This is a genomic window from Paenibacillus rhizoryzae, assembly GCF_059686995.1.
Map to the genome: position 1 here is coordinate 374,197 of NZ_JCAALT010000003.1, position 15,680 is coordinate 389,876.

The 15,680-nt window shown below is 49.5% G+C and carries 16 protein-coding genes; 13 read left to right on the top strand and 3 right to left on the bottom strand.

Annotated elements, in window-relative coordinates:
* Positions 1-15: 15 nt before the first annotated feature.
* The 3 genes from AC6ESO_RS10620 (at position 16) to AC6ESO_RS10630 (ending at position 4,246) form a co-directional block, all read left to right on the top strand.
* Positions 16-732, top strand: a complete 717-nt coding sequence (locus AC6ESO_RS10620; protein ID WP_091219085.1) for a response regulator transcription factor — start codon at positions 16-18, stop codon at positions 730-732.
* Entirely contained in the window at positions 733-2,142 is a 1,410-nt protein-coding gene (locus tag AC6ESO_RS10625) for an ATP-binding protein (RefSeq protein ID WP_497091320.1), read from the top strand.
* A gap of 178 nt (positions 2,143-2,320) precedes the next feature.
* Positions 2,321-4,246, top strand: a complete 1,926-nt coding sequence (locus AC6ESO_RS10630; protein WP_497091321.1) for a glycoside hydrolase family 130 protein — start codon at positions 2,321-2,323, stop codon at positions 4,244-4,246.
* Between the two features lie 119 nt (positions 4,247-4,365).
* Here AC6ESO_RS10630 and serA read toward each other — a convergent pair whose 3' ends face one another.
* Positions 4,366-5,958 (bottom strand): phosphoglycerate dehydrogenase, encoded by a 1,593-nt coding sequence (gene serA / locus AC6ESO_RS10635; RefSeq protein WP_497091322.1) that lies wholly within the window; start codon positions 5,956-5,958, stop codon positions 4,366-4,368.
* A gap of 264 nt (positions 5,959-6,222) precedes the next feature.
* Here serA and AC6ESO_RS10640 point away from each other — a divergent pair, with 264 nt between their 5' ends.
* On the top strand, positions 6,223-6,549 hold the full coding sequence (locus AC6ESO_RS10640; protein WP_497091323.1) for a rhodanese-like domain-containing protein: 327 nt from the start codon (positions 6,223-6,225) through the stop codon (positions 6,547-6,549).
* A 4-nt stretch (positions 6,550-6,553) separates the two neighbouring features.
* Here AC6ESO_RS10640 and AC6ESO_RS10645 read toward each other — a convergent pair whose 3' ends face one another.
* Complete coding sequence (locus tag AC6ESO_RS10645; protein WP_497091324.1) at positions 6,554-7,480, bottom strand: hypothetical protein; 927 nt, start codon at positions 7,478-7,480, stop codon at positions 6,554-6,556.
* A 164-nt stretch (positions 7,481-7,644) separates the two neighbouring features.
* Here AC6ESO_RS10645 and AC6ESO_RS10650 point away from each other — a divergent pair, with 164 nt between their 5' ends.
* From AC6ESO_RS10650 to AC6ESO_RS10660, 3 genes are read left to right on the top strand one after another with little or no spacing between them, the layout of a single operon-like run.
* Positions 7,645-8,238, top strand: a complete 594-nt coding sequence (locus AC6ESO_RS10650; protein ID WP_497091325.1) for a CPBP family intramembrane glutamic endopeptidase — start codon at positions 7,645-7,647, stop codon at positions 8,236-8,238.
* Positions 8,235-8,471: a hypothetical protein gene (locus tag AC6ESO_RS10655; protein WP_497091326.1), complete on the top strand. Its 237-nt coding sequence runs from the start codon at positions 8,235-8,237 to the stop codon at positions 8,469-8,471. Before AC6ESO_RS10650 ends, AC6ESO_RS10655 begins: the two co-directional genes overlap by 4 nt.
* Positions 8,472-8,515: 44 nt before the next feature.
* A complete protein-coding gene (locus AC6ESO_RS10660) occupies positions 8,516-9,388 on the top strand; it encodes a metallophosphoesterase (RefSeq protein ID WP_497091327.1) in 873 nt (290 codons plus the stop codon).
* On the opposite strand, the gene AC6ESO_RS10665 is transcribed toward AC6ESO_RS10660, so the two are convergent.
* Positions 9,342-10,343, bottom strand: a complete 1,002-nt coding sequence (locus tag AC6ESO_RS10665; RefSeq protein ID WP_497091328.1) for a polysaccharide deacetylase family protein — start codon at positions 10,341-10,343, stop codon at positions 9,342-9,344. The genes AC6ESO_RS10660 and AC6ESO_RS10665 overlap by 47 nt on opposite strands.
* Before the next feature lie 178 nt (positions 10,344-10,521).
* Between AC6ESO_RS10665 and AC6ESO_RS10670 the strand changes: the two genes are divergently transcribed.
* The 6 genes from AC6ESO_RS10670 to ypeB all read left to right on the top strand — a co-directional run bounded on the left by AC6ESO_RS10670 (position 10,522) and on the right by ypeB (position 15,624).
* Positions 10,522-10,842 carry a hypothetical protein gene (locus AC6ESO_RS10670; protein WP_494818928.1) on the top strand — a complete coding sequence of 107 codons (321 nt, stop codon included), beginning with the start codon at positions 10,522-10,524 and terminating at the stop codon, positions 10,840-10,842.
* Between the two features lie 359 nt (positions 10,843-11,201).
* Positions 11,202-11,807, top strand: coding sequence for a genetic competence negative regulator (locus AC6ESO_RS10675; protein ID WP_475779370.1), 606 nt, complete (start codon positions 11,202-11,204; stop codon positions 11,805-11,807).
* Positions 11,808-11,966: 159 nt separating this feature from the next.
* On the top strand, positions 11,967-13,208 hold the full coding sequence (locus AC6ESO_RS10680; RefSeq protein ID WP_497091628.1) for a Glu/Leu/Phe/Val family dehydrogenase: 1,242 nt from the start codon (positions 11,967-11,969) through the stop codon (positions 13,206-13,208).
* A 72-nt stretch (positions 13,209-13,280) separates the two neighbouring features.
* Positions 13,281-13,979, top strand: coding sequence for a glutamic-type intramembrane protease PrsW (gene prsW / locus AC6ESO_RS10685; protein WP_494818929.1), 699 nt, complete (start codon positions 13,281-13,283; stop codon positions 13,977-13,979).
* Positions 13,980-14,029: 50 nt separating this feature from the next.
* Positions 14,030-14,188: a hypothetical protein gene (locus tag AC6ESO_RS10690; protein ID WP_475779372.1), complete on the top strand. Its 159-nt coding sequence runs from the start codon at positions 14,030-14,032 to the stop codon at positions 14,186-14,188.
* A gap of 101 nt (positions 14,189-14,289) precedes the next feature.
* Complete coding sequence (ypeB, locus tag AC6ESO_RS10695; protein WP_497091329.1) at positions 14,290-15,624, top strand: germination protein YpeB; 1,335 nt, start codon at positions 14,290-14,292, stop codon at positions 15,622-15,624.
* Positions 15,625-15,680 lie beyond the last annotated feature (56 nt).

Below are 15,680 nucleotides of genomic sequence, written 5' to 3' on the forward strand. Positions count from 1 at the left end.
AAGGAGACAACGGACATGTCTGAAGAACTTCACCGCATTCTTGTAGTCGATGACGAAGAACGGATTCGCAGGCTGCTCAAAATGTACCTGGAAAAGGAAGGCTATCTCATCGAGGAGGCCGAGGACGGCGAAACGGCATTGCGCCTTGCAACGGCAGGCGAGTTTGACTTGATTCTGCTGGATGTCATGCTGCCGGGTATTGATGGCATAGAGGTCTGTTCCAGGCTTCGTCAGGTAAAGGCCACGCCGGTTATTATGTTGACGGCTAAAGGCGAGGAAATGAACCGCGTTCAAGGCTTTGAAGTAGGTGCCGATGACTATGTGGTTAAGCCATTTAGCCCTCGCGAAGTGATTTATCGTGTGAAAGCGATACTGCGCCGTTCGTCGGCGACCGCGTTCTTAACGAAGGAAGCACTGACGAGCAATAATATCGTGTTCCCGCATCTCATTATCGAGCATGATGCTCATCGTGTGATGGCCGGTGGGCAAGAGGTCAGCTTAACGCCGAAGGAATATGAGCTGCTTCACTACTTGGCGATTTCGCCGGATAAAGTATTCTCCCGCGAGGAACTGCTGAAAGACGTCTGGAACTATGAATTCTTCGGAGATCTTCGTACGGTGGATACCCATGTGAAACGACTTCGCGAGAAGCTGAATAAAGTTTCTCCGGAAGCTGCGATGATGATCACGACGGTTTGGGGCGTAGGCTATAAGCTTGAGGTGCCGAAGTAAGTGATGATCTGGCGCAGTGTTGTCGGGAAGCTATGGATTACTATTATCGCGCTTGTGGCGGTCGTATTGCTGATTCTGGGGATGTTCCTGCTGCAGTATATCGACATTGCCTTTAAGAACTCGCATGATGTCAAGGTGCTGTTTGTCTACACGGCCATCATCGGGTTTCTGTTATCGACGTTCTTTGCGTTTTTCCTATCGACCAAAATCACACAGCCGCTGCTTCAGCTGAAGAAAGCGGCTGATCTAATCTCCCAAGGCGAGTATCGTACGCGAGTACCGATTCGCTCGACGGATGAGATCGGTGACTTGGCCACCACGTTTAATAATATGGCTTCCGAGCTGGATACGTTGATTCATGACCTGAATCATGAGAAGGATCACCTCGCGAGCGTCCATCGCAGTATGGCGGATGCGGTCGTGACCTTCGATGCGGAAGGCCAGATCATATTGGCCAATCCACATGGTCAGAAGTTAATTGACAAGTGGAATGAGCTGGAATGGACAGAGGATTACATCGGCTCACACACGCAGGTGCCGGAGCCGATGTTTGACCTTTACCGCAAAGTACTTCGGGAAGGTCGGGACTTGTCCGATAAAGTGCATGTGCAAAGCGGCGTATGGTCTGTTGTGATGGCTCCGCTCAAATCCAATCATACCGTTCGCGGTGCGGTTGCGGTGATGCGGGATGTCACGGAGGAGACGAAGCTGGAGAAGCTTCGCCGCGACTTCGTTGCCAATGTCTCGCATGAAATCAGGACGCCACTATCGATGCTGCAAGGCTACAGCGAAGCGTTGCTCGACGATATTGCGGGTTCACCTGAGGAACGTAAGGAGTTAGCACAGGTGATCTACGAGGAGTCGCTGCGAATGGGGCGCCTCGTGAAAGATTTGCTTGATTTGGCCAGAATGGAAGCCGGGCATATTGAGATGAAGCTGGTCGAGACGGATCTGACCGGACTGCTTAAGCGAGTCCATCGCAAGTTCTTAGTGCTGGCGAAGGAGCAGGACATCCACCTCCATATCGAGCTCCCTGCAGAGCCGCTCGTCATCGGGCAGGCAGACGAGGATCGGATGGAGCAGGTGCTGACGAACCTGCTCGATAATGCGATTCGCCATACGGCGAAGCAGGCGTCGATCACGCTCAGTGCACGCAATTTGATCGTCGAACAGAAGGCTTTTGTAGAAATTAAAGTAACAGATGAGGGAGAGGGGATTCCGCAAGGTGACCTTCCGTTTATCTTCGAACGATTCTACAAGGCTGATAAAGCTCGAACACGCGGAACGGGCGGAACAGGTCTCGGCCTTGCCATCGTGAAGAACATTATCGATTCGCATCGCGGTCAAATTAAAGCGGAAAGCGCGATGGGAGCCGGTACTACGTTTACCATTCTATTGCCCGTTGTATAGCATACAGAAGAAGCTGCTCCTCACGTGGGGCAGCTTTTTTCTCTGTTTACTCGATGGATGTCCCTTTCAAAAAAAGTTGCAAAAAGAGCTTGGTTGCTATAGAAGGCTATATTGACTGGTCAAATTGTACTAAATTAAACTGAGCTTGCATTCACTTCCACTTCAAAGGAGGATGTTTATGAAAGCCGATCAGGTGAAGAAATGGGTCCTGCTATTCTTATCGACGGTTTTGATGACAGGCATGTTTGCGGCAACGGCAACCGCAGGCGCTAACCCATGGGCAGGCGGTGATATCGTTTCGCTCAGCGTGACGAATGACGCCAGCAGTACAGCGAACAAGTATATATACAAACGCATTTCGAACAAAGCGTATACGTTTGTTTCCGGTGATTATATCGAATATGATGTGAAGATTTCCAATGGCATTGACGGTGCCGGCGGCATCGAAATTATGAATGCCGACGGGACTTACTTCCGGGATACCGGAACATCCGTCTGGAAGGATCAGAACAATATTAGCGGACATCCGAATGCCAATATCTCCGCCTATGCCACGAATAAGTGGTACCATCGCAAGCTGGCGGTGCCAGCCTCCATGATCGGTAAAACCTCATCCAAATGGGATATCGTCGGGGAGAACGACAGTCCTTCTCAAACGTATTCCGCGCAGTATGACAACATTAAAGTTACGAGCGGAAGCACGACGACGAAGAGCGTAGTATTTGTAAATAGCGCCGATTATAACTCGGCTGCGACAGATATCGGTCCTGCTGCAGTATCCTCTGGTAACGTGGCAACCTTGAATATCGCATCCAACATGTCACATTTGATCGATAATCAAGCCTTTATTAAGCTGGATAAAATCAATCCGTTCATCGGCACCTCGTTTTCGATGCACTTCATATCTACCCTTAAAGTGAACGGCGAGATATGGGCGTATTACATCAAATGGGATGCATTCGGAAAAGGGGGCGTCGGCTTAGCGAAGTCTACCGACGGCGTTAATTTTACGGATAACGGCTTTGTGTTAACGGCAGGATCGCCCGGACAATGGGATGACTCGTTTGCTACGTTTCCTGGCGTCTGGTACGACAGCGGTACCTTCTATCTCGTCTATGAAGGAACGGGTACGGGGTCACCTGGACAGATTGGTTTGGCAACCTCGACGGACGGCGTTAATTTCACGAAACAGGGTCAGATTCTAACCCACAACTCTACCGGCTGGGAAAGCGTCAATATCGGGACACCGTCGCTCTATAAAGAAGGCAGCACGTGGTATTTATTCTATCATGGCTATGATGGCTCAGATTGCCGCATAGGCGTTGCAACGGGAACGAGCTTGACGGCACTGACCAAATATTCCGGCAATCCGGTAATCGATACCGTACCCGGTACATGGGAAGCCGGAACGGCAGGGCATCGCGATGTTGTCAAAGTAGGCGGCACCTATTATATGACCTATGAAGGCAGCGAAGATCCACCTTACAACACGGCCAAATGGTCTTCCGGCGTTGCGAGCTCGACGGATCTGCTCCACTGGAGCAAGTTTAGTCAAAATAACATTTTGCCTCAGACGGATAATACGTTCGGAAACGACGGACCTAGTTTCTTATCGGTAGACGGCGAGAACTTCATCTATTATCGGACGAATCCTACAAGCAGGGCGCTTATCGCCAATGAGAATGACGGGGGCTTTGACTTGAAATGGGGGATGTCGGATTCCGGTATCGGTCACGTCATTGGGCGGAGCGACGGTGACGGCTGGTCGGCTTCTACAAGCTTGGACGGCCCTGATTACATGCAATATGGTCCGTATACGACCAATACACCGGTAGGGGATAATATTGCCACTTGGAAAATGATGGTTGACAGCAACAGCGGAACAAACGACGTCATTAGGCTTGAGGTTGTCGATGCGGATGATTCGGGTACGGTGATTGCGGAGCGGATTCTTCAGCGTAACGACTGGAAGCAAGCGAATCGCTATGAATACTTCTCTGTGCCGTTTCATTGGGCTGCAGGCAGAAGCGGTCATCGTATTGAGCTTCGCGCGCATTGGTATGATTCGACCTATGTGAAAATGCAGCTTGTCGGGATTAGCTGACGCTTGAAAGTCGGTTCTTGTTGAAGGAAGTAGAGAAATCTTGTTGGTCGTGAAACATTTTCATGACGGAAGAGTGCATAAAAAAGCTCCGACCCTCGAAAAGGGTCGGAGCTTATTCATTAATAGAGATTAATTTCTTTCGCTTTGTTCAAATCAGGCAATTGGACCAGCTCGGCGATAACGTCTTTCGACACGCCTTTGTCTACAGTCAATACCATGATTGCGGAACCGCCAACAAGCTCACGACCAACCTGCATCGTTGCGATGTTCACGTTGTTGTTGCCAAGCAGCATGCCGACATTGCCGATAATACCCGGTTTGTCGTTATGCGAGATCAAGATGATGTTGCCTTCAGGCGCAACATCGACAGGGAAACGGTCAATTTGTACAATTCGCGGTCCGTAACCGGTCAACATCGTACCTGTTACGAGGCGAGTTGCTGTTTTGGAACGAAGTGTAACTGTGATGGAATTCGTGAAGTCACGCGCTTCGTGCGACTTCTGTACGACGATATTCACATGGCGTTCTTTCGCAAGATGCATGGAATTGACGACATTGACTTGATCCGAACCCAGGTGGTGAGAAAGCACTCCGCGTACCACGTAACGTGTCAGCGGCTGTGTATCAACCTCAGCCAGCTCGCCTGCATAGCTGACATTGATTTCTTCCACGGCGCCTTCAGTCAGTTGAGCAATAAAGTTACCCAGCTTCTCGCCAAGACCGAAGTACGGTTGAAGCTTATTCAGCACGTTCGCCGGAATTGGAGGCATGTTGACCGCGTTCATAAACGGTTTATCGCGAAGGATGTTCAACACTTGCTCCGATACATCAATGGCCACGTTCTCTTGTGCTTCAACCGTAGACGCACCAAGATGAGGGGTTACGATGATTTTCGGATGCTTCAGGAACGGATGATCGGCTGCCGGTGGTTCAACCTCGAATACGTCGAATGCCGCACCTGCTACGATTCCTTGATCGATAGCTTCCACAAGCGCTTGCTCATCAATGATACCGCCGCGTGCGCAGTTCACGATGCGCATGCCTTTCTTCATGACTTCGAATTGCGCACGAGAGATCATGTGGCGCGTTTCCGGTGTAAGCGGCGTATGAACCGTCATAAAGTCCGCATTCCGTACGATGTCATCTACGCTGGAGAGACGAACGCCAAGCTTCTCGGCGCGCTCTTCCGTGAGGAATGGGTCATAACCCCAAATTTCCATGTCGAACGCTTTCGCGCGTTTGGCAACTTCGCTGCCGATACGGCCCATACCGAGTACGCCAAGCACTTTGCCGCGTAGTTCGACGCCGAGGAACGACTTGCGATCCCACTCGCCGCCTACAGTCTTGAGGTAGGCTTGTGGAATGAAACGAGCAACGGACATCATCATGGCAAATGTATGCTCACAAGTTGTGATGGTGTTGCCGTCTGGTGCATTAATAACAATAATTCCGCGTTGCGTAGCTGCTTCCAAGTCGATGTTGTCCACTCCGACGCCGGCGCGACCGATAACCTTAAGCGATTTACCAGCATCCATAATGCGCGCTGTAACGCGCGTCTGACTGCGTACGAGAAGGGCATCGTATTCGCCGATAATGGCTACGAGCTCGTCCTCGCTTAATCCGGGCTTCTTGTCGACAACGACATCCTCTGCATCCATAAGTTTCTGAATGCCTAGATCGCTGATTGGATCTGAGACCAATACTTTAAACATGGTGGGTTGCCTCCTGAGCGTTTGTATGATGGATGTATAGTAGAAGTGAAAGACCCTCGTTAAGATGCCGCACAGCGCAGCAGCTTAGGCGAGGGTCTGTCACACGATCACACGTCAAAGCTATTGTTGTACCGGATGGACCAACAGAACCAGGCTACATTAATGTTTACTATTTTAATGCAAGTAGAACGCAAATTGCAATGATTAAAACTTGCCCAAATGTGAAATTTTCGTTATGATCGACCGTAAAAAGGGGGCATTCTTGTGGAACAATGGAGCAATATCGAACCAGAGCCGTTTATGGCGCTTGTACGAGAGGGAAAGCTCTCGCCTGATCAAATTATTGATGTCAGAGAAATGAATGAATGGAATTATTATCATTTAGATAACAGTACACTCATGCCGCTGTCGACCTTCGAGGAAGACTCGGAAGCAATCCATAAAGATAAACCGGTCTATATAATTTGCGCACACGGTGTAAGGAGTGCTGCAGTCTGCCGCTATCTAAGCGAAAGAGGATACGGCAACCTCACCAATGTCATTGGCGGAATGGCTGCCGTATCCTCGTTGGATGGCTTTCAATACGATTAAGAACTTATTCTTGCTCTGGGAAGAAGAAGGGCAGCTGCGGAAGAAGTTCCTTGGCGTACAGCAGAGCTTTACTATCGCTGAAATCCCCTGATCTCACAGCCTCCGTACTGATAAGCAGGTCGACAATGGAATCAACTGTCTTCATCTTCATGCTGCTGGCTTGTCCGGAAACGATAAATTGATCGACGCGGGACGCCAGATCCTGCGGGTAGAACGGAGCTAAAGTTTTGCGGGCGTTCAACATATCCGCCATCAGCTTATTCTTGATAGTCAGAGGCAGCGGTTTCCATTGCTGGATGCTTAGCACGGAGGCGATGTCGTAATGATCCGGAATGTTCGGATTGACCGAAGCACTCCATTTCAGCATCGCATTATAGTAACTTTGCTGTCCGGCCATTGCGAACTTTACACCTTGCGTATAGTAGGCGTCTTTCATTAAGGCTTTCATAAGATCGGCGTTTGTCATGTCTTTGGCTGATCCGGCACCGCGCTGCGCGGCTTCGCTGAACATTCGTAAGCTCTTGAGCAGCTGGAGCTGTGCGGTTTCGAGAAGCGGCGAACTCTTCGGCACGGATGCATGTTCAGCCTCGCCGTATTTCTGCTCCGCGATGTTCGATAATTCTTTCATGGCGGAGCCGATGTCCGTTAGCTGCTGCGAGGACAGTTTATGAATGGTTTCAAACCAGTCCGATTGAAATTCACGATAAGGCAGAAATACAGTATGATAGAATGATACCAGATCCTGCTGTTGATAGGCGCCTGCGCTTGCGTTCTTGCTGCTGCTGAGATGCTTGGCGTTCTCGATAAGTTTCGCTTCGGTCTTGTCAGAGCCTATCTTTACGCCATAGAAAAAGGCGGCCACGGCGAAAACGAGCATGAATAGGAAGCCTAAGCTAAAGAGCATTTCAGTACGAGTCAGTCGTTTCTCCATGTTAATCTCCTTCATCCGATATTTCGCCATAATGCTAGTAAATACGAGGCTTAAAGTTAAAATGTTTGTCGAATTCCGGAACTTGATTTGATCGTCCTATTAGTATAGGGGAAAACCTTTGAAAAGGAAATATGCACCTTTCATAGCATAGCAGGGAGTTGAATATGAAAAAATTCGACATTCGCAAATTGAAGATAAAACCGGTGAGCATCGATCAGATTGATGACCGGATGCTTCTTATAAATTTGTATGCCACACAAGCGATTACTTTAGTTATCGGTTTCATATGGTTATTATTTCAGCATCGCAATCCATTTTTATTATTTGTTTTGCCGAAAGGGCTTCATTTTCTGTATTTTGGCGCCGGATTGGCGGCTGCTGTCATCGCAATTGATTTCCTTTCGGCCAGATTTGTTCCGGATGAAGTGAATGATGACGGCGGTGTGAATGATCGCATTTTTAAGAATCGCGCCATTTGGCATGTGGTCGTATTGTCGTTAATCGTATCCATTTGTGAGGAAACGTTATTCCGCGGTGCTATTCAGTATCAATTCGGACCCTATTGGACAAGCATTATTTTCGCAACCATTCATGTTCGTTATTTAAAGCATTGGATTCCGACAGGGCTTGTATTTGCCATCAGCTATGCGTTAGGCTGGATTTATATCAATACCGGCACGTTATGGGCGCCGATATTGGCACACTTTCTGATTGATATGATTATGGGCTTCGTAATCCGTTTCCGGAGGGAAGAATGAGCAGAGTTCAGAAATTTGGCAGCAGAAAACCGACTTCAAGTGTTTCGGCAAAGAAACAGGCGGAACTGGCTGCTTCCGAGGCAGCAGCAGGCAGCGAAGTACCGTTGCCGTCCAGAAGGCAAACGCATCCTTCTAATAAACAGCAGATGGCAGGCTGGTTTTACAAAATCATTATTTTTCTATTCGTTCTCTTATTGGTAGGACTGCTTCTTTGGGGTAAGCAATTTGAATAGCCGATTGGACGACTAATCCGAGGAGAGGGCGGTGCTTCGTTTCCATGACGATTTGGATTTCGGCGGCGGCGGCGGTCTTGGTACTGTTTGTGGCTGCGTTAGTAAGGACATCGTATCAATATACATTGGATCAGCAGTCCGTTACATTAGACCGGCTGCCCCAGGCTTTCGACAGGACAACCTTGCTGCTAATAACAGATATTCATAGAAGACGTATCTCGGATGAAGTGATTGAAGGGATAATCGCCGGCGGTGGAGCTGATTTGGTGTTGATTGGCGGTGATTTGAGGGAGCGGAGAGTGCCGCTTGCCAGGTCTCGAAGCAACATCAAACAGCTGGCGCGAATTGCGCCAATATATATGGTATACGGCAATCATGATTATGATGAAGATATGAGGCCGCTTGAGGTGATGCTGACGGAAGAGCGCGTACGCCTGCTCATCAATGAAGCGGTTGTGTTAGAACAGCGAGACGGCAGCGGCATTCGGCTGGCAGGCGTGGATGACCCCCGCTTGGAGCGAGATCGTTTGGATTTGGCCTTAAGCGAGCCGGAAATGGCTGCAGGCAGTAACCACCTGTTTACGATCGTGCTGGCGCATGATCCCATCCTTCTTGACCGTATGAAAGGGCAGCAGAAGCAGGAAGTTGATTTGGTTCTCTGCGGCCATACGCACGGCGGCCAGATTGCGCTGCCGTTTATTGGCCCTGTTTTACGCGGAACTGAAGACTCCAATTACTGGCGCGGTTGGTTCGACTTCTCTGTACAACAAACAACCGGAGCCAGCAGGGGACCCCGGTTGTTCGTCAGTTGTGGATTTGGTACTTCTCGGTTGCCAATTCGGTTGATGGCACCAGCTCAATATCACCGCATTACTTTGCGGTCTGCGGCTGTTCCTCCAGCCCCAAATCAATCGTAGCAGGATCAATGAAGCCATAACCTTTGCTCTCGAGCTTAGTAAGCAAGGTATCGAGTGCTTCTGTCGTCCAAGGCAGCTCATGCATGAGGATATTCACGCCCGGATGAAGCTGCTCCAGCACATTGGCAATGACTTTGTCCGGCTTATCCTTCGTGCTGCTATCCCAGTCGAGTGAGCCGTCAGACCAGGTCATATAGAGCATGCCGTGATCGCGGACAAGACCTTTTACATAATCATTGCCGTTACCGAATGGCGGACGGAAGAACTGCGGCTCGGTGCCGACAACTTCCTTCACGATTTGTTGAACATCCTCGATCTGCTTCTTCACCGACGCTTGCGTTTCTTTCTTCAAATCGATATGATCCCAAGAATGATTGCCGATCGTTTGCCCGCGATCGGCTATTTTTTTGAGCAATTCCGGGTGTTTCTTCACCCGATATCCGTTCACGAAGAAGATCGCTTTCGCTTTATGCTTATCGAGCGTGTCGAGCAGGGAGCTGACCGTTTTATCTTCCTTCGGGCCGTCATCGAAAGTCAGCAGCACCATCTTATTGCTCGTAGTCGCTTTATCAATCGGGACGAAGCTGTACACCTTATTCATTTTATAAAGCTTCTTAACCGGCTGCTGCGGATCCGTTGTGGCAGTGGAATCAGGTTCAGTCGCAGGTGTATTCTCCGATGGAGTGGGCGAATTTGTAGCATTGTCAGCAGGCTGATTGTTCGTTCCCTGATCGGTTTGGCCGCTGCCCGCAGTTCCATCGCCTGTTGCTGGAGCTGTGGAGTTGTTTGCAGGGTCCGGCGCAGGCTCTGTCACTACAGGTCCACTGTTCGCTGCATTGCCCGTTGTGTTCGAATCTGTGCTGTTAGGCTGGTTTCCGTTGCCGCTGCATCCGGATGTAACCAGCAGGGCCATCATAATGACGATGGAGATGAGGTGAGGTTTACGATTCGGCATGCTGTCGTCCTCCTGTGGCCTTCGAGTTGGTTTCGTCAAAAAACAATGCACTTATTGTATCATATTTCGAACTTGAACCGAACTTTACTACTTCCTTAATTTGTGCAGGGATGACCTTCGCTTGCCGAGGCAAACTAAACGCGAGTCGTAAGCAGCATTCAGCATAGGAGGATTGCCAATGAAATTGTCCGGTTTTCTGATTGGAGGTCTTGCCGGTATGGCAGCGGCGGCTTATATAGCGAAGAAGAGGCCCGGCATGTTTGCCTGGGCGAGCAGCGCAGCTGGCACAGCTGTCAACGGGATGACGAAGAGGGCGATGGGAGCGGTCATTAGTCGGAAATTTGGCGGAGACATGGTGCAGCATGCAGCCCCAAAGCATTCAAACGCTTCCGCAAAAGAGTCCGGCAACGCTTGGGGACAAATTGAGCTGCTGCTCAATAGTGATCCCAGCGTGAAGGAACAGGTCGATCAAATAAAAGCAGAAGCGAAACCTCACTAAGAGGACCTATGGAAGAAACGGTTGTCACCCTTCTTTGGAGGCATCGATCGTTTCTTCGTTTAAACCGTATAGAAATTTATAGACAAATTGTTATAAATTCTATAGGGACAAAAAGAATCGTTTTGCCGTTCAATTGCGTATAAACAATTGGCGGCGGAACGATTCTTTTTTTTTGCGTCTGTAGTGCATTCCACCCACAGACATGCTAACATAGCAACATAAACACATTTTAATCACCCAAATAACTGCTGCTTCATACGCTATGTATAACAGATACTATCCGCGTTCAATGTGCTTTCGAAGACGGTTTTTGCTCCGAGAATACGAAGCAGATACTACTCGAGAAGGAGGATCCTATCATGAAAATCGAACGGCTCAATCAAGACAAAATACGAATATTCCTGACGTTCGACGACTTGCTGGAACGGGGGATCCAGAAGGAAGACATGTGGCGCGAAATTCCAAAGGTGCACGAGCTGTTCAGTGAAATGATGGACCAAGCTTACAGCGAGCTCGGCTTTGACGCCAGCGGACCGCTCGCCGTCGAAGTGTTTGCACTTCCAGCCCAAGGTATGGTCGTCATCGTTACACGAGGCAAAGTGAACGGGAAGTCCGAGGATCATATTCAGGAAGAAGACAACGAGGAAGACGTTTACGAGATGGAAGTTACGCTCGAGCAAAGTGACATTGTGCTATACGCGTTCCGAGACATCGAGGATGTCATTTCAGTTTGCAAGCAGCTTAAGAGCGCTGAACTGATTGAGGATGGACGTCTTTATGCCTACAACGGCAAATATATGCTGGCCTTTGAGCCAGTCGGCATTGAGCTTCCACGCTACCACGCAATTATTGCGCTGCTGGCAGAGTACGGAGAGGCGACTTCCATTACGACCGCTATTCTTGAAGAGTACGGTAAAGTAATCGTTCCAGCCAAAGCCGTCATGGAAATTTGCACTCATTTCTAACGCGTTCAATTATTGAGAAGCATCAGCTTACGGCATATTCCGTAGGTCTGGTGCTTTTTGTTTGTTACTGCCTATGAGGGAATGTAAGTTTACCGCATAGCCGATCCGGTAACCGCTCATATTACAAAGGAAAAGGTGGTGAACATTCCTTTGAATGGAATGGAGAGCAGCAACGTACTGACATCGACACAAACCGTGATTGAAGAAGCGCTCAAGAAGCTTGGCTACGGTGAAGATATGATTGCCTTATTGAAGGAGCCGATGAGGCTTCTGACCGTTCGCATACCGGTTCGAATGGATGATGGCAAGACACGTGTATTCGTGGGATATAGAGCGCAGCATAACGATGCCGTAGGGCCGACAAAGGGTGGAGTCCGGTTTCATCCGGATGTAGACGAAATCGAAGTGAAGGCGTTATCCATTTGGATGAGTATTAAATGCGGGATAGCCGACCTGCCTTATGGCGGAGGCAAAGGCGGTATTATTTGCGATCCGAGAAAAATGTCATTCCGCGAGCTGGAGCGTCTAAGCCGCGGGTATGTTCGGGCGATTAGCCAAATCGTCGGACCGAACAAAGATATTCCGGCGCCGGACGTCATGACCAATTCGCAAATTATGGCGTGGATGATGGATGAATACAGCCGAATCCGTGAATTTGATTCGCCTGGTTTTATAACCGGAAAGCCGCTTGTCCTGGGTGGATCGCTTGGCCGTGAGAGCGCCACAGCCCGAGGGGTGGCGATCATGATTGACGAAGCGATGGCGAAGAAAGGCATTCCGCTTAAGGGGGCGCGCGTCGTCATTCAAGGCTTCGGCAATGCAGGCAGTTATCTGGCGAAATTCATGTTTGAAGCCGGCGCGAAGGTTGTGGGTATTTCCGATGTCAACGCTGCGTTGTATAATGATCAAGGACTCGACATTGAAGATTTGATGGACCGCCGCGATTCGTTCGGTACCGTAACGAATTTGTTCAAAAATACGATCAGCAACGAAGAACTTCTGGCGATCGATTGCGATGTTCTGGTGCCGGCCGCAATAGAGAACCAAATAACGGCAAGCAACGCGAACCAAATTCGTGCTAAAATCATTGTAGAGGCCGCAAACGGTCCAACGACGCTGGAAGCGACGCAGATGATTACCGATCGCGGCATTCTGCTCGTGCCCGATGTCCTTGCCAGTGCCGGCGGCGTTATCGTTTCTTACTTCGAATGGGTACAGAACAATCAGGGCTATTACTGGTCCGAAGCCGAAGTCGATTCCAAGCTGCGCGATATGATGATCCGCGGCTTTAATAGTGTCTATGAACTGCATAAGCTTAAGAAAGTGGATATGAGGCTCGCCGCTTATATGGTGGGCGTCCGCAAAATGGCAGAAGCCGTCCGCCTTAGGGGGTGGGTGTAGCCGAATGCCGATCAAGCGGGCTTTGCCTGCATCCCGCAGGGAAAGCCCGTCTCTCGGAAGGTGACTTCAACGATGCTGCTCTTTTCCATACTGACGGCGGCGGTTGCTCCGGGCATCTCGCTGCTGACTTACTTTTATCTAAAGGATCGATATGATGCAGAGCCGATTCACATGGTCGTCCGTGTGTTCTTGCTCGGTGTCTTAATCGTACTGCCGATCATGGTGATCCAACGCGGCTTACTGCTGTGGCTGGGAGACGGTCCGATCCTGTTCTCGTTCACGGTATCCGCAGGCGTTGAAGAACTGCTGAAATGGTTTGTGCTGTATCATATCATTTTCAACCATACCGAATTCGACGAGCCTTATGACGGGATTGTCTACGCAGTGGCGATTTCGCTTGGCTTTGCAACGGTGGAGAATGTGCTCTACGCTGTTTTCCAGCCTGCGTCGGTTGGTTCCTTGCTTATTCGCGCTTTGCTGCCGGTTTCCGGCCATGCCTTGTTCGGCGTAACGATGGGCTATTACGTGGGGAAAGCTAAATTCGCCTCCGAAGCGAATAAGAAACGCAATTACCTCATGCTTGCTGCTGCTGTACCGCTGGTGGAGCATGGTGTTTACGACTATATCATGGGCTCCGGCAGCACCTATTGGGTATGGTTTATCGTCCCGTTGATGGGTTACCTGTGGATTAAAGGCGTCCGGAAGATGAATCGCGCCAATGCCAGATCGCCGTTTCGCATGCTTGGTCATGAGGAAGAGATTAAGCTTTAGCATTTCCGTCTATAATAGGAAAAAAGCTGCATCTTACTCAGGAGGATACGATGATTTCGGCTCGTGTAAAGGTAACCATCCGCTGCAACTTGTGCGGCGAGAAATTCGTCCTGCGCGGACGCAGGGAGAAAGACAAGATCGATACCGGGTTCAAACAGTGCCTATGCAACAATCTCAACGACTTCGACGTCGAAGAGCTGGCATTGTAAGAACAGCCATGTAAGCAAAATCATACCAATAACATGCATAAAGCTCCTTTCCGCAAACCAAACTAACACCAGGTTTTGCATACGAAAGGAGCTTTTGCTATATGTACCGTCGTTTAAGCGCTGTGCTGTTTCCGGTGATGACGCTGTTTTTTATCGGCTCTATCTATTGGGGCTATCAAGAGCATCAAGAGAAAAACTCGATCCTGATTAAAGCAGAGAATCAGTATCAACGTGCCTTCCATGATCTGACCTATCATGTCGAGCAGCTCCATCGTCAGCTCGGAAACACACTTGCCGTGAACAGCGCCTCGCAAGGCTTTCACCGCAAAGGTCTCGTCAACGTATGGCGCTTGACCAGCGAAGCGCAGAATGAGATTAATCAACTGCCGCTGACGCTGCTCCCATTCAACAAGACAGAAGAGTTTTTGTCGAAAATTGCGAATTTCTCGTACAAAACCTCCGTTCGTGATCTAACAAAGCAGCCGCTTAGCCCGGATGAATATAAAACGTTAAAAACGTTATATTCCGATTCGGAATATATTTCCAAATCTCTCTACGGCGTACAGGATAAGGTCATCGCGAACAATTTGCGATGGATGGATGTCGAGGTTGCGATTGCTACGGAGAAGTCGACACTGGATAATACGATAATTGACGGCTTCAAAACCGTGGATAAAAAGGTCGGCGAATACCCGGAAATCAACTGGGGGCCTTCGGTAGCAAGCATGTATACCAAGCGTTCGATTAAGATGTTAGGCGGCAAAATGGCAACGCCGGAAGACGTGAAGAAGCTGGCGGCGAAGTTCCTGAAGCTGGACAACCCCAATGATATCAAGGTGGTCGAGAACGGGAAAGGTACGGAGTATATGTCGTATTCCGCTACCTATAAAGGGAATAAAGGAGACAACCCGATTGAGCTGGATTACTCGCAGAAAGGCGCTCAATTGATCTGGTTTGAGAATCCCCGCGATATCGGGAAGCCGATCGTCAGCGTGGGCGACGCGAGGAAGAAGGCAGATGAATTTTTGTCCCGCCATGGCTATCCGAAGATGAAAGCTATCACGTATGACCGTGATGACTCGATGGCCGTATTTACTTTTGTAGCCAATCAGAACGGGGTTCTGATTTACCCTGATAAGCTGACAGTCAAGATCGCGCTTGATAACGGAGATGCGGTCGCTTTGCAAGCGTCAGACTTTGTGTATGAGCATCACAAACGGAATATCCCTAAGCCGAAGCTGATGAGCGCGGATGCCAGAGCCTCGCTCAACCCGGACTTTAAGGTGCAAAGGGAACAGATGGCGATCATCGATAATGACATGGGCGATGAAGTGCTCTGCTACGAGTTCGTCGGCAAAATCAATGGCGGCGTTTATAAAATATATGTGAATGCAGACAGCGGCATTGAGGAATCCATCGAGCAGCTACCCGAATAAACGAGCGAAGGCGTGCATGTTATGCACGTCTTTTCCTGTTCTCCCACCTCTCCCCA